The organism is Eisenbergiella sp. OF01-20, from assembly GCF_003478085.1.
Lineage (GTDB): Bacteria > Bacillota > Clostridia > Lachnospirales > Lachnospiraceae > Eisenbergiella.
The window spans coordinates 247,282-269,657 of sequence record NZ_QUES01000001.1 but is presented as its reverse complement, the minus strand read 5'-3'; the positions used below and the strand labels follow the sequence as shown (position 1 = coordinate 269,657).

The following is a 22,376-nucleotide window of genomic DNA, read 5'->3' as shown; positions in this document are numbered from 1 at the left end:
CTCCTTTTTGTTCAGCAGCTTCTTCAGTAAAGCACAATATCACCTTCCAGATAACAGATCGCTTTTCCGCTGATATTTACCCTTTCGCCCAAATCTTCGCATATCAGGATTCCGCCTCTGGGAGATAGCTGCTTCGCTGTCATATTGGTTTTGCCCAGCCTGCGGCTCCAAAAGGGTATTAATGTGCTGTGCGCAGAACCGGTGACCGGATCTTCACTGACTCCTGCATTTGGAGCAAAAAAACGTGATACAAAATCGCAGCTCGTTCCTTTTGCTGTAACTATGACAGCAAAAGCAATATCTTTACTGATATCTGCAAGTTTATTACTATTTACCTGCAAATTTTCAACAACTTTCTCACTTTCCGCCAGAACGAGGAGATCTCTTGATAAATATGTTTCCAGGACTCTGCAGCCAAGTGCCTCTTCCAACAATGGATTTATCTTGGTTTCTACCGGCATCCTGGCAGGGAAATTCATTGTATACCAATCATTTGCCCTTTCTACCGATAATTTCCCGCTCTGGGTCTCAAAATCCAGGTTCATCAGGCCCGGTTCCACATAATTCATGACAACAAACGCCGTTGCCAGCGTAGCATGTCCGCATAAATCTATTTCCACTTCAGGGGTAAACCATCGCAGATAATACGTATTTTCCTTTTTTAACAGGAAGGCGGTCTCTGCCAGATTATTTTCGTATGCAATTTTCTGCATTATCTGATCCGGCAGTTCCTTTTCCAACAGACAGACACCAGCCGGATTTCCCCGGAACAGCTCATCCGTAAAAGCATCTACGATATAGTATTTCATAATTCCTCCATCTTTCCGGTCATTCTCCGCCGGCCTTAAGTTACTTTGGCCTGGGAACGGCTCATTAATCTGCCGGTTCCCGCATGGATATCCGGCATCAGTCCTATTTTGCTTCCTGTAACGAACTCCTGATTCAACAGCAGCATTACCTGAACGATAGATGCTTAATCCACAGTATTATATTTTCCTTAAAGTTCTATCATTCATCTTTTTCATTCCTTCTCATCTTATCTAACTTTTGCTTTTTCAGGTTTAGATGCCTGACCTTTGCACGCGGAAAATACTTATCACATCTCTGGCAATAACCTTTGTGATCCGCTTCCCTTCCTTTTTCACATTTTCCCGCACAAATATAGTATTTACACGGTGTTTCTCTGTCTTTAGCCATCTCATCACCTCAACTCATTTCCCAACCCTGTTCTATAATACTCTTCCGCAATTAGGACAGTATTTCACTCTTGTCTTAATACTGTTTCCTTTCACAATAATAAAAAGCTCACCTACGCTGTTAACAAACATACAATTATCTGAATCGTCATAAAAAAGAGGATTATTACCTTCACAACACTCACATCCCCGTTCTTCCGTCACCCGTTCCGTTTCCTTTATTTCCATATCAAATAAAACATTAACCTCATCAATCTGTAAATTAGGGACAGGAATTATACTATCCATATTTTTTTCCATTTCTCTCTCCTTTGAATCTTATTATGCTTTTATCCGTTTTCTGAGATACTATGTAACAGTTACTGCCTCATCCTATATCCTTTTCCCGGTTCCTTTCCTCATGCCGCCTCCGCAATGCCGTTTCTGCTCCTTCTTTTTATGCACGGGCGTCTTCTTTATGACTTACCTTTTCTATTCTACCATAAAATCATCTGTGATTATACGCTTCTCTCTATTTTCTCTGTATTACTATTATCCGCTGCAGGTTATGAATGTTGACTTTGATCACAAAAGAGGTATCCTCCGAAAACAGAATGGATATAAACCGGATTCTGCCGGTCTTCTTCCAGTTTCCCTCTCAGATTGGAAACCGTATTCGCTACCACCTTACCCGTATTTTCACTTTCCATTCCCCAGACAGTGTCAAAAATCAGTTTTTTTGTTACGCTTCGCCCCGTATGCAGAGCAAGAAGATAAAGTACATCATATTCAAGCCGGGTCAGACGGACTTCTTTTCCCTTATGATACACCCGACGCTTTTCACAGTCTATTGTCAATTCCGGAAATGACAGGGAAGGTGTGGTGATAGAAGATATGACTTCTATTCTCCCCTTATGTTCTGAAGCCAGTTCCATCAATTTCCGATACAATATTTCATCGGTATCATCGGTTTTATAAATTAATACTTTCATAAATTATCTCCTGTTCTTTCCTGTTTCAACCGTTCCTGGTATTTCGTGCCGTTTCTTCGGGGACAGGAAGTTCTGTAAGATGGCAGCGACGGAGCGCCGAAGCAACAGGCCTATACAACAGCATCGTAGCTGCCGTATTCAGCCCGCCTTTTATCAGGTTAAAAGGCAGAAAGGCAGGAAGCAGCAATTTCGCTACGGTTTCTCTTGGATACCCCATATAAACAGGTGCAATAAAATAATTCCACAACAGCATTATTCCAACCATCGCTCCCCAGCCGCACAGAAGTCCCTTAACAACAGAGGACGGTCTGCGCCATTTCCTGTAAATAACAGCAGACGTACACGCAAAGGAGCAGCTGGAAACAACATTCATAAGGAATCCTAACACCCCGTTTTCGCTGATCGTTAACATCTCAGCAAAAGACACAAGAAGTGTAATTACGAATGAGGTGAGCGGACCGAAAAGCAGCCCCCCAATTGCTATAATAATGTCTTTCGGATCGTACTTTAAAAAAAGTACGATAGGTATGCGCCCTACGGCCGCCGCCGTATAAGCGAGGGCACAAAGCATACCTGTTGTTGTCAGCTTCCTTGTTTTACTGTTCATATGATACCTCCTAAAATAAGTAACGCCTGAAAGCATAATAATATCTTTCAGGCGTTACTTTTCCAGGTGTATTGATAATGCCGTCAGAACGGGGTTACCCCATGCAAAGCAGACGGAAAAAGAGTGTAAAAATAGCCAGACTCGCCCCTGACATTCAACACACCTTCTTCAATCCAGACTATACTGTCGGTTCTGGAGTTTCACCAAATCCTGCGCTTTCACGCTCGCGGACTTTACCGCCGATCGGGAATTTCACCCTGCCCTGAAGACATTATTAATATTCATTTGTTTGTATCAATATAACATGCCCTCCAAAGTAGTACAATACTTTCAAGAAAACCGGGATGAAACCGGGACAATTACAGATATTCTCCCAGTACCCAAATACAAAATCTCTTCTTGACATAATGCATATTTATATGTAACAATAGTTATGTAACATATGTTGTATACGAACATACCAGGGAGGATAAAACATATATGCCGCCTAAAGCAAAAATAACAAAGGAAATGATTCTGGACATTGTTTTGGATATGACAAGGGAGTCCGGATTTGAGACTATTAATGCGCGGAGTATTGCGGGTAAGCTCCAGTGCTCTACCCGGCCGATCTTTACCTGCTATAAAAACATGGAAGAACTAAAAACTGATTTCCTCGCCTTTGCATATGAATATTATGAACAGTATGTCATCACTTACAGGAATTCCCAAAAAGTAAAGCCTTATTTAATACTTCCTCTTTCATACATTGCTTTTGCGCAGGAGGAAACGCATTTGTTTAAGCTGCTGTTTATTAATGATATTGATTTAAAAATGACGGAGGCGAAGGATTTTTATCAGGAGATCGGCAACGAAAATAAAGCCCGCCTTTTTTCAGAAACCATCGGAGTAGAATTAGAACGTGCCAAAATCATATTTCTTGATTTATATCTGTACACACATGGTATCGCTGTTTTAATAGCAGGGGATAAAATAAAATTGAACCGGGAAAATACCGAAAAAATGATAGACAATGTATTAAGTGCTTTTATAAGACAGGAAAAGGACAGGAACATTTCCTTTTGAGGTTATTTCAATAAGATAAGGAGTATATCATGACCACCAATCAATATCTGACAGACTTTTACAGTCATTACGACGAGGATAACCGGCTGGCATTCAAGCATGGATCCGTTGAATTTCTGACTACTATGCATTATATTGAAAAGTACATCAAACCGGATGACCGGCTCCTTGAAATCGGTGCCGCAACCGGCCGGTATTCCCATGCCCTGGCCCGCAGGGGATATGAGGTTGATGCAGTGGAACTGGTGGAACACAATATAGAAGTCTTCCGCAGTCATACCCAGCCAAAGGAAAACATAACCATCACTCAGGGAAATGCATTGGACTTATCTGCTTTTCCGGACAATACATATGATATAACACTGTTACTGGGCCCACTGTATCATCTTTACAATAAAAAAGATAAACAGCAGGCTCTTCGTGAAGCCATACGTGTTACCAGGCCAGGAGGTGTAATTTTTGCTGCCTATGTGATATCTGACAGCTGTATCCTGGACGAAGGCTTCCAGCGCGGGCAGTTTAACGTCGCCGGCTATATCAGGAAAGGTCTTATTGATCCCCTATCCTTTGACACAAAATCCGAACCAAAGGATCTGTTTGAACTTGTCCGTAAAGAAAACATTGATGATCTGATGTCTGTATTCCCGGTAACCCGGCTTCATTATGTCGCTTCCGATGGTTTTGCCCTGTGTATGCGTGAAGCAGTTGATGCGATGGACGATGACACATTTGAATTATATCTGAAATATCACTATGCTACTTGTGAACGGGAAGATCTTATGGGAATTTCAAGTCACACGATTGACATATTCAGAAAATAAGTTATAGCTTCCGTAATACATCATCCGGGAAGCTAAAAAAGCTTAGTTGTGACAGCAAAACTGCCATAACTAAGCTTTTTTATTTTGACTGATTTGGTAAAGCTGGAAAAGGGACTCGAACCCTCGACCTACTGATTACGAATCAGTTGCGCTACCAACTGCGCTATTCCAGCAAATCACCGACGCTCTTTATTATAAATGTTATTTCCCTTTTTGACAAGTACCTTTTTTCTTTTTATACTAATTTTTTCTTTTTAAACAAATCTTAGTTTTTTTGTTTACAACCGAAGAAGGATTAAACCATTCCCGTCTGCTTCCATAAAATCAAGCAATAATTTCCTTCAGAAAATCTTGTTTTATTCGCATTAAACTTGCCAATACCGATAGCCTTTCATATAATTATATACAACGAAAGGGGGAATGACCAATAAGGGAAAGCAGGACAGGCAGCTAAAAGCGAATGCACATTACTGATAGTTATATAATCAATCAGAACAGAATAGAGGATAACATGAAGATAACTAAAATCGAAGAAAGCGATAAAAATAATTATATAGAACTTCTCTTGCTTGCCGATGAAGATATAAATATGATAGGGAAATATTTACATCGGGGAGAAATGTTTGCCTTAGATGATAATGGACTGAAAAGTGTCTGCGTGGTTACACAGGAGAGCGATGGCGTCTGTGAACTGAAAAATATAGCCACTTATGAAAAATGGCATGGAAAAGGATATGGAAGTAAACTTTTAAACCATATATTTTTGTATTACAAGGGCAGGTATTCGACAATGCTTGTGGGAACAGGCGACGTCCCATGGATTATAGAGTTTTACCGGAAAAATGGTTTCTGTATTTCCCATAGAATTAAGAACTTCTTCACAGATAACTACGACCATCCAATGATTGAAGATGGTATCCCCTTAACAGATATGGTGTATTTGAGTAAAATTCTATAAAATATGACACTTATCAAAAGCCTGCCGCAGCGGGCAGACGGGTCCGATGCGAAAGCGGTATCGGACCCGTCCTGCAAAGGAACCGGCTGCTAACCATTCCCCGGCATCCTTATTGCCGGCAGCTTCGTTTCCCCATTCCAAATTATCATAACCGGCACATTTTCATACCCTCTCCAACTCATCCAGATGCACATCCATCTGAGGAAAGGGTATCCCAATGCCATTTTCGTCAAAGGCATATTTAATATCTTCCAGCATATCCCACCGCACCGGCCAGTAATCCTCTGTTTTGGTCCAGAACCGCATGCCGATTACCACGGAGCTGTCTCCCAGATCATCCACAAAGATCCGGTACTCCTTATCCTTCATGATTCTGTCGTTGGCTTCTATCAGGGAGTTGATAACCGCCTTCGCCCTGCGGATGTCCGACTGATAAGAAATCCCCACCTTCAGTTCCACCCTCCTGTTATCCTCATTGGTTACATTGGTGATACTGGTATCCGCTAAAGCCCCATTTGGCAGAAGGATAATTTTATTATCGATAGTCGCCAGCTTGGTGTAGAAAATGGTGATTTCGGAAACCGTGCCTTCATTCCTGTGGTTGTCCTCAATAATATAGTCCCCCACGCGGAAGGGGTGGAGAAGCATGATAAGAATACCGCCTATGCAGTTTTTCAGGCTGCCCTGGAAAGCCAGTCCGATGGTGACGGTGGCGGATCCCAGGACCGTGGCTATTGTGGTGGCATCAATCCCCAGCTTAACGGCTATCTGGAAAATCAGAAAAGCATACAGCCCCACCTTTAGTGTGGAATCCAGGAACTGCTTTGCTTCTTTACTTGCGTTTGCCCTTTTCAGCGCATTGGATGTCAATTTCCGTATCAGGTTGATAATGCGGGATCCGATCAGGAAAACTATTACACAGATCACCACGCGGATTAACAAGTCAAGCATGGTCTGGGGCGCCGCTTTTAGCAGTTTCTGCCCCAGGGCCAGTTCTTCCGTGATATCTGCTGTCAATACTATGAACTTATTCATTCTTTCTCCGCCTTTTTACGGGTTTTAACCACCTTGACCGGCTTTTCTACCTCCCCCTTCTCGGAAATGGCCGCATCGGCCTTAAAAACCTTGTCAGCCAGTTCTTCCTTCAGGGATTTAGGAGCGGCTTTTTTGGCGCCCTGTTTCTTTCTTGCCGCTTCTTTTGCTTTTTTTTCTTTTTCCGCTTTCTTTTTAGCTATTTCCTTCAGTTCCTCTTTTGTGTAGGGCTGGTAGGAAAAAATACTTATGCTCAGAGGAGCCTGATTCATTTTAATGGAATAATCCTTGCCGTCAAAAGGTTCCTCCAGAGCGGGCTTCATCCTGGGGTTCACTCTTCCTTCGCCTCCGTAAGCTTTGGCGTCCGAGTTCAGGATTTCCTTATATTTTCCGTTAAGGGGCACTCCCACCTGGAAATTCTTTCTTTCCACATTGGCAAAGTTCAGCACCACCAGAAGCTGCTGCTCCGGCTTGTCCGCCTTTCTCACAAAGGAGAGGATACAGTCATTTGCATTGATGCAGTTCACCCATTCAAATCCGTCCCAGCTGGTATCCTTACGGTATAAGGCAGGCTGTGTCCTGTACAGGTTATTCAGCTCCTTCACAAATTCATTCAGCCCTTTATGCTCCGGTTTCTCCAGAAGCTCCCATTCCACGCTGCGGTCTTCGTTCCATTCGTCGTATTCCCCGATATCCTGGCCCATAAAAAGCAGTTTTTTCCCGGGATGGCACATCATAAAGCCATAGCTGGCCTTCAGGTTTTCAAACTGTTCCTCTTTGCTGCCCGGCATTTTCCCGATCATGGAAGCCTTCCCATGCACTACCTCATCATGGGAAAGCACCAGCATAAAATGTTCACTGTAGGCATAAACCATGCTGAAGGTGAGCTCATTGTGGCATCCGGAACGGAAATAGGGATCCTGCCTGATATAACTCAGGAAATCATTCATCCAGCCCATATTCCACTTCATATCAAAACCCAGGCCGTCCTCTTCCAGGCTTCCTGTCACCTTTGGCCAGGCTGTGGATTCTTCGGCTATGGATAAAGCCCCTTTCCCGCGCTTATGAATCATACTGTTCACATGCTTGAGGAACTCCATAGCTTCCAGGTTCTGGTTTCCGCCATAGATATTGGCTACCCATTCCCCGTCTTTTTTACCGTAATCCAGATACAGCATGGAGGCCACCGCATCCATCCGGATCCCATCCGCATGATACTGTTCGATCCAGAACAGGGCATTGGCAATCAGGTAATTGCAGACCTGGGGTCTTCCATAGTTATAGATCAGCGTGCCCCAGTGGGGATGCGAACCCTGCCTGGGATCCTGGTGCTCATAAAGACAGGTTCCGTCAAACGCAGACAAGCCATAGGTATCCCTGGGAAAATGTGCCGGCACCCAGTCAAGAATCACACCGATTCCCGCTTTATGCATTTCATTCATGAAATACATGAAATCCTCCGGCGTGCCATACCTGGCCGTCGGCGCATAATAACCGATTACCTGATATCCCCAGGAGCCGTCAAAGGGGTGCTCCATGATAGGCATCAGCTCAATGTGTGTATATCCCATTTTCTTCACATAAGTGATTATTTCCGGGGCCAGTTCTCTGTAATTGCAGTAGGTTCTCCCCTCTTCCGGCTTACAGAAGGAACCCAGGTAAAGCTCATAAACGCTAACCGGTTCCTCTGCAAAATCTGTTTTTGCCCTCCGGGCGATCCAATCCTCATCCTCCCAGGCAAAGCCGGAAATTTCCCGGATAACGGATGCCGTCTCAGGGCGCAGCTGCTGTGCAAAAGCATAGGGATCCGCTTTCAGATAGGTAAGGCCTCCCTTCACCTTTAATTCATATTTATAGTTCTGTCCTTCCAGATCCCCCGGGATAAAAATCTCAAATATGCCGGAATCCCACAGCCTGCGCATCTGGTGCACTCTGCCGTCCCAGTTGTTAAAGTCTCCCGCAACACTCACCCGGAGCGCGTTCGGTGCCCAGAGGGCAAAATGTACGCCTTTTATCCCATCCACACTGCATATATGGGCTCCCAGCATTTTGTAAGCTTCATAATGGGTACCTGCGGCAAAAAGATCTGTGTCTTTTTTGGATATGATCGGGCCGAACCGGTAAGGGTCAGTGATTTCCTCCGTGCGTCCGTCCGGATATTCCACCCTGTAGGTGTAATCTCCAAGCTTCTTTCCCGGAATCAGCGCCGCAAAATAACCCGCTTCATCGGCAAGCTCCATCTGAACTTCCTTTCCGTTCTCCGCAATCACCACTGTGACCTGCTGCGCGCCCGGCTGAAAGGTCTGGAGCAGTATAGAGCTTCCTGCCGTATGAGGTCCCAGCAGCCTGTGCGGATTATCCTCCTCCGAATAGATAACGGCTTCGATTTCGGGCCAGTTCATCAGCTTATACAATTTATCCTTCATCCCGTTCTCCTCAACTTTCTTGCTATATTTACCGCAGGCTGTGAATGAAAAGCCCGCTTCTTAATTTAGGTTCAAACCATGTGGACTTCGGCGGCATCAAAAGACCGGCATCCGCAACCGCAAACAGCTCCCCGATAGACGTGGGATACATGGCAAACGCCACCCTGCAGTCCTCTGACACTCTTCTTACCAGTTCCTGCATTCCGCGTATTCCTCCCACGAAATCAATCCGTTTATCCGTTTTAGGATCCCGGATCCCCAGAACCGGCCCCAGCAGATGATCCTGCAGGATAGATACATCCAGTCCCTTCACCGGATCTTTTGAGAGGATTTCCTTCTTTGCCGTTAAGCGGTACCAGTTTCCATCCAGATACATGCCGAAGGTGCCTTTCCGTTCCGGCCTGCCGTCCATGCCGGTCTGTAATTCCTCTATCAGGAAGGATTCCCCGATTTTTCCAAGAAAATCCTCTTTTGTCAAATCATTCAGATCTTTTACCACCCGGTTATAATCCATAATCATAAGCTGATCGTCGGGAAACAACACGGACAAAAAGAAATTAAATTCTTCCTCTCCGGTAAAATCCGGGTTTTCCAGCCTGCGCTTTTCGGATACCTTTACCGCTGAAGCACAGCGGTGATGGCCGTCTGCAATATAGATTTCTCCCACCCCGGAAAAAGTACTCCTTATCAATGCCACGTCATCCGGCCGGTCTATCACCCATACCCGGTGGGCAACTCCGTCCGGGGAAACAAAATCATACAGCGGCTCTCCCGCCTTATATTGCTCCACCACCGCATTAATAGCCGGCTGGGAACGGTATGCCAGAAAAATCGGGCCGGTCTGTGCGCCGCAGGCATCCACATGGCGGATACGGTCGGCTTCTTTATCCGCCCTGGTATTCTCATGTTTCTTTATCACCTGGTTCAGGTAATCATCCACACCTGCACAGGCCGTGATTCCAGTCTGGGAACGGGCGTCCATCACCAGTTCATATATGTAGTAAACCGGTATTTCCTCCTGCACGAAGCTGCCGTCTTGCACCCTATCCCACAGCAGCTTTGACGCTTTCTCATATACACAGTCCGCATAAATATCCACGTCGTCACCGCATTGGGTTTCCGCCCTGTCTATTGACAAAAAGGAAAGCGGTTCCCTGGTTACCTCAATCTTGGCTTCTTCTCTGTTATATACGTCATAAGGCAGCGCTGCAATCCGCTGCTCCAGGCCTTTTTTCGGCCTGTATGCCCGGAACGGTCTGATTTCTGCCATCCTCGTACCTCCGTTATTTCGTTATTTTACCCGGCAATGCATATGTCAGGTTTTCATAAATAAGTATAACTTATTCTCTTTTCCGTTACAAGGGGTCACAAAGAGGCTGTAAACGAAAAAAACGCCCGAAGCGGCATAAAATGGCCGCTTCGGACGTATAAATGGAAACTGAAAAATTTAGATCCAGTTCACGCCTGTACTCAGGAATAACATGTATACTATTTTACAACCCGCACTCGGATAACACCCGGTATGGAACGGAGCGTGTTGATAATTTCCCCGCTTGGCTGCATCTCCACATCCAGCATGGTATAGGCAACGTCTCCTTTGGACTTGTTGGTCATATCGGAAATATTAATGCCGTTATCTCCGAACAATGCGGTAAATTTGGTAATCATATTCGCCACATTCAAATGGAAAATAGCAATTCTGCCGGCCTGGTTACAGATTCCCATATCACAGGAGGGATAGTTTACGCTGTTATTGATATTTCCGTTTTCCAGGAAGTTTTTCAGTTCCCTGACCGCCATTACCGCGCAGTTATCTTCCGATTCCTCTGTGGAGGCTCCGAGATGGGGGATTACGATACAGCCCGGTTTGCCTGCCGTGGTAGGATTGGGGAAATCCGTCACATACTTGCGCACCTTTCCTTCTTCAATTCCGGCCAGGACAGCTTCTTCATCCACCAGAAGGTCTCTGGCGAAATTCAGCAGAATCACACCCTTCTTCATTTTGGCGATAGCTTCTTTATTGATCATTTCCCTTGTGGAATCCAGAAGCGGAACATGGATGGTAATGATATCGCAGTTTTCATAAATCTCATCCACATTGATAACATGTTTTACATCACGGCTTAAATTCCAGGCGGCGTCAACGGAAACATAAGGATCATAGCCATATACCTCCATGCCCATATGCTTTGCCACATTGGCAACCTTCACACCTATGGCGCCCAGGCCGATAATTCCCAGCTTCTTATCCTGTACTTCCGTTCCGGCAAAGTTCTTTTTTACTTTTTCCGCTTCTTTGGCGATATCCGGGTTATCCTTATTGGCCTCCACCCAGTTGATCCCGCTAACGATATCACGGGAAGCCAGCAGCATGGCCGCGATCACGATTTCCTTCACCCCATTGGCATTGGCTCCCGGCGTATTGAAAACAACAATACCCTTGGACGCGTATTTTTCCAGCGGAATATTGTTCACACCGGCTCCTGCCCTGGCTACGGCCAGGAGATTCTCCGGCAGATCCATATCATGCATGGAGGCGCTTCTTACCAAAATGCCGTCCGCTTCCTCCACATTTTCTGTCTTTACATATTCTTCCGTAAACACATCAAGCCCCACTTTAGCAATGGGATTAAGACAAAGATATTTAAACATAAGGGACTCTCCTCTATTTTCCAGTTATTCTGTCAGCCAGACAGATGTGTCCGCACATCCGTCCGGTTCGCTCCCTGTAGGAATGAAACCGCCGCCTGATCAGACGTTTTCGGCTTCAAATTTTTTCATGAATTCCACCAGCTTCTCCACGCCGGCAACAGGCATCGCATTATATATGCTGGCACGCATACCGCCAACGCTTCGATGGCCCTTCAGGCTTTCCAGGCCGGCTTCCTTCGCCTCTTTCACGAATTTGGCATCCAGCTCCTCGCTGCCGGTGATAAAGGGAACGTTCATAAGGGAGCGGTCTTCCCTGCGCACGGTACCCTTGAAAAGCCTGCTTTCATCCAGATAATCATACAGGATAGCCGCTTTTTTCTCATTTAACTCTTTTACAGCTGCCAGACCGCCCATTTTCTTCAGCCACTTGAACACCTTGCCGCAGATATAAATCCCGTAAGCGGGAGGCGTATTATACAGAGAACCCGCATCCGAATGGGTTTTGTACTGGAGCATGGTAGGGGTCCCCGGAAGCACATCTTCCGTAATCAGGTCTTCCCGGATGATGACGATCACAACACCGGCAGGACCGATATTTTTCTGCACACCGCCGTACATGACTCCGTATTTGGTGATATCCACCGGTTCGGAAAGGAAGCAGGAGGACACATCCGCCACCAGTGTCTTTCCCTTGGTATCAGGCAGTGTTTTGAATTTGGTTCCGTAGATGGTGTTGTTTTCACAAATATATACGTAATCCGCATCCTCTGAAACAGGGAGATCGGAACAATCCGGTATGTATGAGAAGGTTTTGTCTTCGGAAGAGGCAATTTTATTAGCTTTACCGTATTTGGAAGCTTCCTGCCATGCTTTCTTCGCCCACTGACCGGTAACAATGTAATCCGCCACCTTATTTTTCATAAGATTCATAGGAATCATGGCGAATTGCTGACTCGCTCCGCCCTGCAGGAAAAGTACCTTATAATTATCAGGAATACCGATCAGCTCCCTCAAATCCGCTTCCGCTTCATCAATGATCGTCTGATAGGTTTTGGAACGGTGGCTCATCTCCATAACGGACATGCCGCACCCTCTGTAATCCATCATTTCTTCTGCAGCTTCTTTCAATACTTCCTCAGGCAGGACTGCCGGTCCCGCTGAAAAATTGTAAACTCTTCCCACTTCTTATTCCTCCTTGTTTTGCGGAGCAAAATGCGAATCCTCTGGTGAGCAGAGGAATTCTCCTCCCCATATTCAATCTCCAGCCGCCGGCTGTATTCCTGCGGCCCGATACCGTCTATTTTACATAGTACCATCACTTTAGTCAACTACTACGTTAAACAATTTATGCGTATTTTCTGCAAAAAAGACCGTGAATTTTACCATTCGGGAAAACAATACCGGTAAGGGTACCTTATGTATAAGTATGCCGGGCTCAGCAATACTGTGCCCGGCATGGCTGTTTCTTCCCTAAAGGCTTCGGCTTTCTTCCGGCGCTACTGTACCGCATTTCCGGAAGCCAGATCATCCCCGTCAAAAACCTTACTGATGGCTTCGCCGGGAGAAACCATAGGAAATACCTTATCATCCTCCGGTATTACGCACTCGATAAGCACCGGTCCGTCTGCGGCGATTGCCTTCTCAATAGCGGGAGCCACTTCCTCCTTCTGTGTCACCCGGATTGCCATACAGCCAAGGCCCTCCGCAACCTTACAGAAATCCACCTTATCCGCGAGGATGGTCTGGGAATATCTGTGGTCATAGAAAAGGGTCTGCCATTGCCGCACCATCCCCAGTACATGGTTGTTGATCACCACCTGGATTACAGGGATATTGTATCTGCTTGCCGTGGCAAGTTCGTTCATATTCATTCGGAAACAGCCGTCGCCCGCTACGTTCACACAGATTTTATCCGGCCTTCCCATCTTGGCACCGATACAGGCTCCCAGCCCATACCCCATGGTACCCAGGCCGCCTGATGAAATAAAAGTACGGGGTTTTGAATAGCGGTAATACTGTGACGCCCACATCTGATGCTGCCCCACATCCGTAGTGATTACCGCATTTCCGCCTGTTATCCGATCCAGCTCTTCCATTACATAAGGGCAGCTGAGTGCACTTTTATCATATTTCAACGGATATTTATCCATATATCCTTTTATATGGGATGTCCATTCCTCATGGGAAAGCTGGGGAAGGCGGCTGTTTACCATATCCAGGATACCTTTAAGATCCCCGACAAGCGATGCATCCGCATGCACATTTTTGTTGATTTCCGCCGCATCGATATCAATATGCAGGATCCTGGCATGGGAGGCAAACTTATTGACATTACCCACCACGCGGTCGGAGAAACGGGCTCCCAGAGCGATAAGAAGATCACATTCGCTGACACCCAGATTGGACGTCTTGGTTCCATGCATGCCTATCATGCCGGTATACAGCGGATTATGCCCGTCAAAAGCGCCCTTTCCCATCAGGGTATCACAGACAGGTGCATCCATCTTAGCGACAAATTCCCTGACCTGATCGGCTGCCCCTGATAATACGGAGCCTCCGCCCACAAGGATATAAGGTTTTTTCGCTCTGGTGAGCAGCTTCAGCGCATTTTCCACATCTTCTTCGGTATATTTATTTACCCACTCCGGTTTCTCCGGCTTTCTGGGGATATATTCATACAAAGCGGCGGTGACATCCTTGGTAACGTCCACCAGCACCGGACCGGGACGGCCGGATGCCGCAATACGGAACGCCTTGCGCAGGGTATCTGCCAGGATACTGATATCCTTTACAATATAGCCGTGTTTGGTAATCGGCATGGTGACACCTGCAATATCCACCTCCTGGAATGAGTCTTTCCCAAGCATAGGAAGCGTTACGTTGGCGGTAATCGCCACCATGGGAATGGAATCCATATAAGCAGTGGCAATCCCTGTGACCAGATTGGTGGCGCCGGGGCCGCTGGTAGCCAGACAAACACCCACCTTTCCCGTAGCTCTCGCATAGCCGTCCGCAGCATGGGCCGCTCCCTGTTCATGAGAGGTCAGCACATGAAAGATTTCTTTCTGATGTTTATACAGGGCGTCATAGACGTTGAGAATCGTTCCTCCGGGGTAACCGAATACCGTATCCACACCCTGTTCTTTCAGACATTCGACAATGATTTCCGCTCCAGTCAGCTGCATGCATTCCTCCGTTCCGCCGCTTCCGCGGCCTGTGCTTCTTATTTATTTGATTTCCAGGATAGCTCCCCGGTTGGCACTTGTAACCATCTTCTGGTATCTTGCCAGATACCCGGTAGTTACCTGAGGCTGCCTGGGCTGCCATTTCGCACGCCTTTTATCCATTTCCTCCCGGGAAACCTTCACATCCAAACGGTTTTCGGGAATATTAATGCTGATGATATCCCCTTCCTCAACCAGTGCAATAGGTCCGCCCACAGCGGCTTCCGGACAAACATGGCCTATAGAGGCCCCGCGGGAAGCACCGCTGAAACGTCCGTCGGTAATAAGGGCCACTGTGGATCCCATTCCCATTCCGGCTATCGCCGAGGTAGGATTAAGCATCTCCCGCATACCCGGGCCTCCCTTGGGGCCTTCATAGCGGATTACCACTACATCTCCGGGGACGATCTTTCCATCCTTGATAGCGGCAATGGCATCCTCTTCACAGTCAAATACCCTGGCAGGCCCTTCATGGACCATCATTTCAGGCGCAACCGCCGAACGCTTAACCACAGCAGTTTCCGGAGCCAGATTTCCTTTCAGTACGGCTATGCCGCCGGTCTGGGAATAAGGATTCTCTATCGGGCGGATTACCTCCGGGTTCTTATTCATACAGCCCGCAATGTTTTCTGCTACGGTTTTTCCTGTCACAGTAATTAAATCCGTATATAACAGGTTCTTTTTATTTAATTCATTCATGACCGCGTAAACGCCGCCCGCTTCATTCAGATCCTCCATATAAGTAGGGCCTGCCGGAGCCAGATGGCACAGGTTCGGCGTCCTGGAAGAAAGTTCATTGGCAATTTCCATATTAAGCTCTACCCCTGCTTCATGTGCAATGGCAGGAAGGTGAAGCATGGAATTGGTGGAGCAGCCAAGAGCCATATCCATGGTCAAAGCATTCATAAACGCCTTTTCCGTCATGATATCCTTGGGCCTGATGTCCTTTTCCACCAGCTGCATGATCTGCATGCCGGCATGCTTTGCCAGACGTATTCTCTCAGAATAAACCGCAGGAATGGTGCCATTCCCTTTAAGTCCCATACCAAGAGCTTCTGTCAGACAGTTCATGGAGTTTGCGGTATACATGCCGGAGCAGGAGCCGCAGGTAGGACAGGCTTTCTCTTCAAATTCCTGAAGTTCCTCCATGGACATGGTACCTGCCGCCACACTGCCGACCGCTTCAAACATGGACGAAAGGCTGGTTTTATGGCCGCATACGTGTCCTGCCAGCATCGGGCCTCCGGAAACAAAGATAGCGGGGATATTGATTCTTGCCGCCGCCATCAGAAGGCCGGGAACATTTTTATCACAGTTGGGAATCATAACCAGTCCGTCGAAACCGTGGGCCATAGCCATACATTCCGTACTGTCACAAATCAGATCCCTGGTAACCAGGGAATATTTCATCCCGATATGTCCCATGGAAATACCGTCGCATACAGCGATGGCCGGGAACACAACAGGAGTCCCGCCCGCCATGGCCACACCCATTTTAACGGCTTCCACAATCTTATCCAGATTCATATGTCCGGGAACAATTTCATTATAAGAGCTGACAATTCCGATAAGGGGACGCTGTCTCTCCTCCTCCGTAATACCCAGCGCGTTGAATAAACTTCTGTGGGGTGCCTGCTGCACTCCCGCCTTGACTGAATCACTTCTCATAGGGTCCTCTTCTCCTTTCAGGAATTCCTTATATTCTGTCCGCAAGCAGTGTACCCATTTCGGAACAGGTCACCTGCCTGCAGCCTGCCTTTTTACAGTCCGCGGACATAATATCCGACGTGCGGTATCCGCTTTTCAGCACCTGCTTCACCGCCTTGTCCACCGCATCCGCTTCGCTCGTCAGATTAAAGCTGTACCGAAGCATCATGGACGCGCTCAGAACAGTGGCAATAGGATTGGCAATGTCCATTCCGGCGATATCCGGTGCGCTTCCATGGCTTGGCTCATACAGGCCGAAGCTGGTATCGTTCAGGCTGGCGCTCGCCAGCATACCGATGGAACCCGTCACCATACTCGCTTCATCGGAAAGGATATCACCGAACATGTTTTCCGTCAGTATCACATCAAACTGGGCCGGATCCTTAACCAGCTGCATGGCACAGTTATCCACCAGCATATGGGAAAGCGCCACCTGCGGGTAATCCTTTGCCACTTCATTGACCACATCCCGCCAAAGTCTGGAAGAATCCAGGACATTGGCCTTATCGACGCTGGTTACTTTCTTTCTGCGTTTCATAGCTATATCAAAGGCTTTTACGGCAATACGGCGTATTTCCTTTTCATTATAGGTAAGGGTATCCACCGCCGTGCGCACGCCGTTTTCCACCGTAGTCCTTCTTTCCCCGAAATACAGGCCCCCGGTCAGTTCTCTCATGATCATCATATCAAATCCGGCCCTGCTGATTTCTTCTTTCAGAGGACAGGCCTCTGCCAGTTCTTCATACAAAACGGCCGGACGCAGATTGGCAAACAGCCCGAGTTCCTTCCTTATGGCAAGAAGCCCCGCCTCCGGGCGCTTCTGGGGCGGCAGCTTATACCAGGGCGAGGTATTGGCATCCCCGCCGATGGAACCCATCAGCACAGCATCACTCTTTTTCGCCGCATCAACCGCCTCCATAGTCAGGGGCACGCCGTGTACGTCAATGGAGGCTCCCCCCAGAAGAATTTCCGTATATTGTATCGTGTGGCCGAACCTTACCGCCACCTTGTCCAGCACCTTTTTCGCTTCCTTCACAATTTCCGGTCCGATTCCATCGCCCGGTATACATCCGATATGTAATTCCATAACGTTCCTCCATCCCTTCTTCCTGGCGCGTTCAGCACGTTCTTACGCCTGCGCTTTCAGTCTTTTTATAATCATAGACCAAAATATGCAGAATTTCAACAAAAAGAACCGGGGGCATTAAAAAACAGCCATACCCTTTCGATATAGCTGTAATAACCTGCAGGAATAGAAATGCTTTCTTTCATAGCCACAATGTATATCCCCTGCCCTATCCTCTCCCGATCCATCCGGATTGCAAAAAACGGAAAAGCTTGTCCTGGGACAAAGCATTTCCGCCTTAGACCTGAGAGCTGCCGACATAACAAACCTGTCCCGCCATCTGCTGCCAAAGGCCGCTTCTCCTTCTCAGCAGAGGAATATATGGTTATTCGTCCGCATTTGCCTTCTCAACCTGAGAAATTGATGATTTCTGCATAGGGATACGGCAGTTCTTGTTGTTTCCGAATTCCACAATAACGGTATCATCTGTTATATCGATAACGACTCCGTAGAACCCGCTGCTGGTCAGAATACTGTCCCCGATTTCAAGGGAAGAAAGCATGGTATTCATCTTTTTCTGTTCTTTCTTCTGAGGGCGGTACATTACAAAATAAAAGAATACACCAAAAATAACAACGTACATCAAGATAACGCCAATCATGCTTCCTGTTCCTGCTGTTGCAGCTTCACTCGCTAAAATTCCCATTTCTTCTTAATTCCTCCTACGTCAGGCTGGATACGCCCTGTAAATTTAACTGTATACTACATAACCGCATACATTTCTAAAAGACATCATACACAAAAAATGGACAAGGGGCAAGCCCTTTTATCCAGTTTAAAAAAATTTTAGAATATTACGGTAACAGTCCAGAATCACTCTGCCGGCGGCTCATACCTTCCAGCTTCGCTTTTTTGTAGGAGGAAAACTCCCCCCGGTCAAGGGAATCCCGGATTTCTTCCATCATGGTATTGTAAAAATACAGGTTATGGAGAACGCAGAGGCGCATCCCCAGCATTTCTTTAGCCTTCAGCAGATGGCGGATATAGGCTCTGGAATACCTGCTGCAGGCAGGACATCCGCACCCTTCCTCTATCGGCCTGTCGTCCAGTTCAAATTTGGCATTGAAAAGGTTTATCTTACCCTGATTGGTGTATAAATGCCCATGGCGGCCGTTTCGGGATGGGTATACACAATCGAAGAAGTCAATCCCCCGTTCCACGCCCTCCAGGATATTGGCGGGTGTTCCCACCCCCATCAGATAGGTGGGCTTATCTGCAGGCAGATAGGGCACGGTTTCATCCAGGATGTGGTACATTTCTTCATGGGTCTCTCCAACAGCCAGCCCTCCTACGGCATAGCCGTCCAGATCCAGTTCCCGGATTCGTTTGGCATGTTCTATCCGGATATCCGCATATATAGCTCCCTGGTTGATCCCGAACAGCAGCTGCTTCTTATTAATCGTGTCCGCCAGCCCGTTCAGACGGCTCATTTCCGTTTTGCAGCGTTCCAGCCACCGGGTAGTGCAGGCCACCGAATTTTCCACGTAACCCCTCTCCGCTTTGGCCGGCGCGCATTCATCAAAAGCCATGGCGATAGTGGATGCCAGATTGGACTGGATCTGCATGCTTTCTTCCGGCCCCATAAATATCTTCCTTCCATCTATATGGGAATTAAAATAAACGCCTTCTTCCTTAATTTTGCGGAGGGTGGACAGGGAAAACACTTGGAATCCGCCGGAATCCGTCAGGATAGGCTTGTCCCAGGACATAAATTTATGAAGTCCCCCCAGCTGTTTTACTATTTTATCCCCCGGTCTGACATGAAGATGATAGGTATTGGACAGCTGTACCTGGGTCTTGATTTGTTCCAAATCCCCGGTAGAAACCGCTCCCTTGATAGCAGCAACGGTTCCCACATTCATAAATACAGGGGTCTGAACCGTCCCGTGAACGGTTACCAGTTCCCCTCTTTTGGCTCTTCCTTCCTGTTTCAGCAAACGATACATTGATATTCTCCTTTTATAAATCTGCGGCCGGTATACAAAGCATAAGGCCGTCGTGAACATAAACACGCCCCGTGAAGGAGGCATCCGTTGTTTTCTCAGCTACATCCCGTTATCACGGAGCAGCTTTTCATCCAGTTTCCGAACCTGCCGTCCCAGCCACCCGATGTCCTCTTTCTTTTTTCTCAGCCGTCCCGGCAGCAAAGCCGCCGTTTTGCGCAGCTTTTCCAGAAGGGCACATAACAGGAAAATCCCTGCCGCAAGCGCCAGCACTCCCGGCACAAGATACCACTTTCCCGCCATCCGGGAGGGATTGATCCACTCCCACAGAGCGCCTCTCCAGTTAGGATTGTCATGAATCAGATATACACCGAAGCTTAATGGGGCGGCGGCCAGAATCAGCCGCCGCAGCCATCCCGTTTTTATTTCCAAATTCAAAAACGCCACGAAAAGCAAAAGGGCCGCCGCAAACACAAGGACGGAATTGTATTGATAAAACAGGCTGAACCCCCACATGAGATCCTGAAGAAAGCCTATTTTTCCCAAAGGGGTGGCCAGCAGCAGTTCGATTGCAAACCGGCTTGCCGGTATCAGGAGGGCTGCCGCGGAGAAATGGAGGAAATGTCTGCCTGTCCTCCCGTCTGGAACATAAAACCGTTTCAGGTATGCGCCGAAAAGATAAACGGTCACAAACCACACCACACCGCTTCCTCCGCCGAAATTCAGGGCCGGGGAAAAGAAAAACACATTGGGCCACAGGGAAAACAGGACAAACAAAAAGCCCAGCAGCAGACGAAACTGTTTCCGGGACAGCCCCAGCAGAAGTTTATTCAAAAAAGGGGACAGACAAAGCATGCCGGCATACATAGTGACAAACCAATATTCGCAGGATAACACCGGAAAAACAGCGGCTATCAGGGACGACATATCCATAGGCTGACGCAGTATCAGCACTGCCGCTATGTAAAGGGCTGCCGAATAAAACCATACCTGCCCTTCCAGACGAAAAAGGCGTTTAAAGGAAAAAGAGGTTTCACACAGGAAATAACCGCTGATGAGGATATAGCTGCTGATGGAGACAAAGGATATCCCGAACAGGATCCATATGAGGAAATAGGAAACGCTTCCCCTTTGCAAGGTATCCAGCACGTTTCCATGGTTAATTACGTGCATTGCTACTATCATCAGCATGGAACAAATACGCAAAAGCTCCACGTTAGGCAATCTTTCTTTTCCTGTGTTTTTCTGTTTTTCCATTGCTTATCCTTTCTGTTTCCTATCCTGCATGGGGGCGCAGGTACATTGTTTTTTATGATACCATATCGGATGTTATGGTTCAAGATTTTTAAGTGTACACTTGTCTGGCTGTTAATAATACGCTATAATTTAGGCAATGTTTTACAGGAACGCGTATATCAGGAATTTATAGGCAGCTATAGCTGTTTGGAGGATACTTTTATGGCAGGAAATACATTGGGTACGTATTTTAAGATTACTACATGGGGGGAGTCCCACGGAAAGGCGCTCGGCGTTGTTATTGATGGGTGCCCGGCGGGGCTTTCTTTGTGTGAAGGGGATATCCAGGAATATCTCGACCGGCGCAAGCCGGGAGGAAGCCGGTATTCCACGCCCCGGAAGGAGGGGGATGAGGTGAGTATCCTTTCCGGTGTTTTTGAAGGTAAGACAACGGGAACCCCTGTCTGTCTGATGATTCCGAATACATCCCAGCGCTCCGGTGATTACAGCGAAATCGCATCTTATTATCGGCCGGGGCACGCGGATTTTACTTTTGACGCCAAATACGGCTTCCGGGATTACCGGGGCGGCGGACGTTCTTCCGGGCGTGAAACGGCGGGGCGTGTGGCAGGAGGGGCCGTTGCTTCTCTTATATTGAAGGAACTGGGTATCCGCCTGTGCGCTTATACGAAGAGCATCGGGCCGGTATCTGCTGCTATGGACAAATTCCGGGCCGAGGCAGTCCGCATGACTCCTACCTGTATGCCGGATGAGGAAAGCTCTGCAAAGGCGGAAGCTTATCTGGAAGAATGTATGGCAAATCATAATTCCGCAGGGGGTGTGGTGGAATGCCGGGTGGACGGAATGCCGGCAGGTATAGGGGAACCGGTATTTGATAAGCTGGATGCCTGTCTTGCCAAGGCGGTCATGTCCATTGGGGCGGTAAAAGCGGTGGAGATAGGTGACGGCTGTGCTGCCGCAGGTTCCACAGGCACGGAAAACAACGATGCTTTCCATATGGAAAATGGTATGCCAGGTAAAAAGACAAATCATGCCGGGGGGATCCTCGGCGGTATGAGTGACGGTTCCCCTATTATTGTACGGGCTCATATTAAACCGACGCCTTCTGTTTTTTCTCCGCAGGAGACGATAAATAAGAATGGGGAAAATATTGTGGTACAGATTAAGGGGCGCCATGATCCAGTTATTGTTCCCAGGGCTGTGGTGGTGGTGGAATCCATGATCGCCCTTACACTTGTGGATTTGCTTTTCGCCGGGATTCCCTCCCGTATGGACAGTCTCCGCCAATTTTATGGAAGCCGGAGAGAATAAAAGAATTTCCAGTGATTCCGTTTTCTTTTCTTTTTTCCGCAGAAACGGCTTGTATGTGACGCAGCGTCATGTAGTATACT

The 22,376-nt window shown here is 47.3% G+C and carries 19 protein-coding genes, 1 tRNA gene and 1 riboswitch; of the genes, 4 read left to right on the top strand and 16 right to left on the bottom strand.

What is annotated here, in order from left to right; all coding sequences use genetic code 11:
* Positions 1-23: 23 nt before the first annotated feature.
* The 4 genes from DXA36_RS01215 to DXA36_RS01190 form a co-directional block, all read right to left on the bottom strand.
* Positions 24-809 (bottom strand): PhzF family phenazine biosynthesis protein, encoded by a 786-nt coding sequence (locus DXA36_RS01215; RefSeq protein ID WP_118675853.1) that lies wholly within the window; start codon positions 807-809, stop codon positions 24-26.
* Positions 810-1,229: 420 nt separating this feature from the next.
* Entirely contained in the window at positions 1,230-1,496 is a 267-nt protein-coding gene (locus DXA36_RS01200) for a DUF2589 domain-containing protein (RefSeq protein WP_118675851.1), read from the bottom strand.
* Between the two features lie 245 nt (positions 1,497-1,741).
* Positions 1,742-2,167 (bottom strand): winged helix-turn-helix domain-containing protein, encoded by a 426-nt coding sequence (locus tag DXA36_RS01195; protein ID WP_118675850.1) that lies wholly within the window; start codon positions 2,165-2,167, stop codon positions 1,742-1,744.
* Between the two features lie 25 nt (positions 2,168-2,192).
* Positions 2,193-2,774 carry an ECF transporter S component gene (locus DXA36_RS01190; protein ID WP_118675849.1) on the bottom strand — a complete coding sequence of 194 codons (582 nt, stop codon included), beginning with the start codon at positions 2,772-2,774 and terminating at the stop codon, positions 2,193-2,195.
* Between the two features lie 157 nt (positions 2,775-2,931).
* Positions 2,932-3,048, bottom strand: a riboswitch (FMN riboswitch).
* Positions 3,049-3,254: 206 nt separating this feature from the next.
* On the opposite strand from DXA36_RS01190, the gene DXA36_RS01185 reads away from it, so the two are divergent.
* Positions 3,255-3,839, top strand: coding sequence for a TetR/AcrR family transcriptional regulator (locus DXA36_RS01185; protein WP_118675848.1), 585 nt, complete (start codon positions 3,255-3,257; stop codon positions 3,837-3,839).
* Between the two features lie 29 nt (positions 3,840-3,868).
* Positions 3,869-4,660, top strand: coding sequence for a class I SAM-dependent methyltransferase (locus DXA36_RS01180; RefSeq protein WP_118675847.1), 792 nt, complete (start codon positions 3,869-3,871; stop codon positions 4,658-4,660).
* A gap of 100 nt (positions 4,661-4,760) precedes the next feature.
* Here DXA36_RS01180 and DXA36_RS01175 read toward each other — a convergent pair.
* Positions 4,761-4,833: transfer RNA gene (locus DXA36_RS01175), tRNA-Thr, on the bottom strand.
* A 338-nt stretch (positions 4,834-5,171) separates the two neighbouring features.
* Between DXA36_RS01175 and DXA36_RS01170 the strand changes: the two genes are divergently transcribed.
* Positions 5,172-5,618, top strand: a complete 447-nt coding sequence (locus DXA36_RS01170; RefSeq protein ID WP_118676389.1) for a GNAT family N-acetyltransferase — start codon at positions 5,172-5,174, stop codon at positions 5,616-5,618.
* 162 nt (positions 5,619-5,780) lie between these two features.
* Here the strand turns inward: DXA36_RS01170 and DXA36_RS01165 are convergent, their stop codons facing one another.
* From DXA36_RS01165 to DXA36_RS01115, 11 genes are all read right to left on the bottom strand, one after another.
* A complete protein-coding gene (locus DXA36_RS01165) occupies positions 5,781-6,653 on the bottom strand; it encodes a mechanosensitive ion channel family protein (RefSeq protein WP_118675846.1) in 873 nt (290 codons plus the stop codon).
* On the bottom strand, positions 6,650-9,076 hold the full coding sequence (gene glgB, locus DXA36_RS01160; protein WP_118675845.1) for a 1,4-alpha-glucan branching protein GlgB: 2,427 nt from the start codon (positions 9,074-9,076) through the stop codon (positions 6,650-6,652). Before glgB ends, DXA36_RS01165 begins: the two co-directional genes overlap by 4 nt.
* 28 nt (positions 9,077-9,104) lie before the next feature.
* The gene (locus DXA36_RS01155) at positions 9,105-10,346 is read right to left on the bottom strand and encodes a DUF1015 domain-containing protein (protein WP_118675844.1); all 1,242 of its coding nucleotides are present in this window, start codon (positions 10,344-10,346) and stop codon (positions 9,105-9,107) included.
* Between the two features lie 218 nt (positions 10,347-10,564).
* Entirely contained in the window at positions 10,565-11,728 is a 1,164-nt protein-coding gene (locus DXA36_RS01150) for a phosphoglycerate dehydrogenase (RefSeq protein WP_118675843.1), read from the bottom strand.
* 99 nt (positions 11,729-11,827) lie between these two features.
* Positions 11,828-12,910 (bottom strand): 3-phosphoserine/phosphohydroxythreonine transaminase, encoded by a 1,083-nt coding sequence (gene serC, locus DXA36_RS01145; RefSeq protein ID WP_118675842.1) that lies wholly within the window; start codon positions 12,908-12,910, stop codon positions 11,828-11,830.
* Positions 12,911-13,224: 314 nt separating this feature from the next.
* Entirely contained in the window at positions 13,225-14,913 is a 1,689-nt protein-coding gene (gene ilvB, locus DXA36_RS01140) for a biosynthetic-type acetolactate synthase large subunit (protein ID WP_118675841.1), read from the bottom strand.
* Positions 14,914-14,955: 42 nt separating this feature from the next.
* Positions 14,956-16,620 (bottom strand): dihydroxy-acid dehydratase, encoded by a 1,665-nt coding sequence (gene ilvD / locus DXA36_RS01135; protein ID WP_118676387.1) that lies wholly within the window; start codon positions 16,618-16,620, stop codon positions 14,956-14,958.
* 28 nt (positions 16,621-16,648) lie between these two features.
* On the bottom strand, positions 16,649-17,746 hold the full coding sequence (gene leuB / locus DXA36_RS01130) for a 3-isopropylmalate dehydrogenase (protein WP_118675840.1): 1,098 nt from the start codon (positions 17,744-17,746) through the stop codon (positions 16,649-16,651).
* 364 nt (positions 17,747-18,110) lie between these two features.
* Positions 18,111-18,431, bottom strand: a complete 321-nt coding sequence (gene yajC, locus DXA36_RS01125; RefSeq protein WP_182478863.1) for a preprotein translocase subunit YajC — start codon at positions 18,429-18,431, stop codon at positions 18,111-18,113.
* A 148-nt stretch (positions 18,432-18,579) separates the two neighbouring features.
* Positions 18,580-19,731, bottom strand: coding sequence for a tRNA guanosine(34) transglycosylase Tgt (tgt, locus tag DXA36_RS01120; RefSeq protein WP_118675839.1), 1,152 nt, complete (start codon positions 19,729-19,731; stop codon positions 18,580-18,582).
* 99 nt (positions 19,732-19,830) lie between these two features.
* Positions 19,831-20,985, bottom strand: a complete 1,155-nt coding sequence (locus DXA36_RS01115) for an acyltransferase (protein ID WP_118675838.1) — start codon at positions 20,983-20,985, stop codon at positions 19,831-19,833.
* A gap of 201 nt (positions 20,986-21,186) precedes the next feature.
* On the opposite strand from DXA36_RS01115, the gene aroC reads away from it, so the two are divergent.
* Positions 21,187-22,296 carry a chorismate synthase gene (gene aroC, locus DXA36_RS01110; RefSeq protein ID WP_118676383.1) on the top strand — a complete coding sequence of 370 codons (1,110 nt, stop codon included), beginning with the start codon at positions 21,187-21,189 and terminating at the stop codon, positions 22,294-22,296.
* Positions 22,297-22,376: the final 80 nt, after the last annotated feature.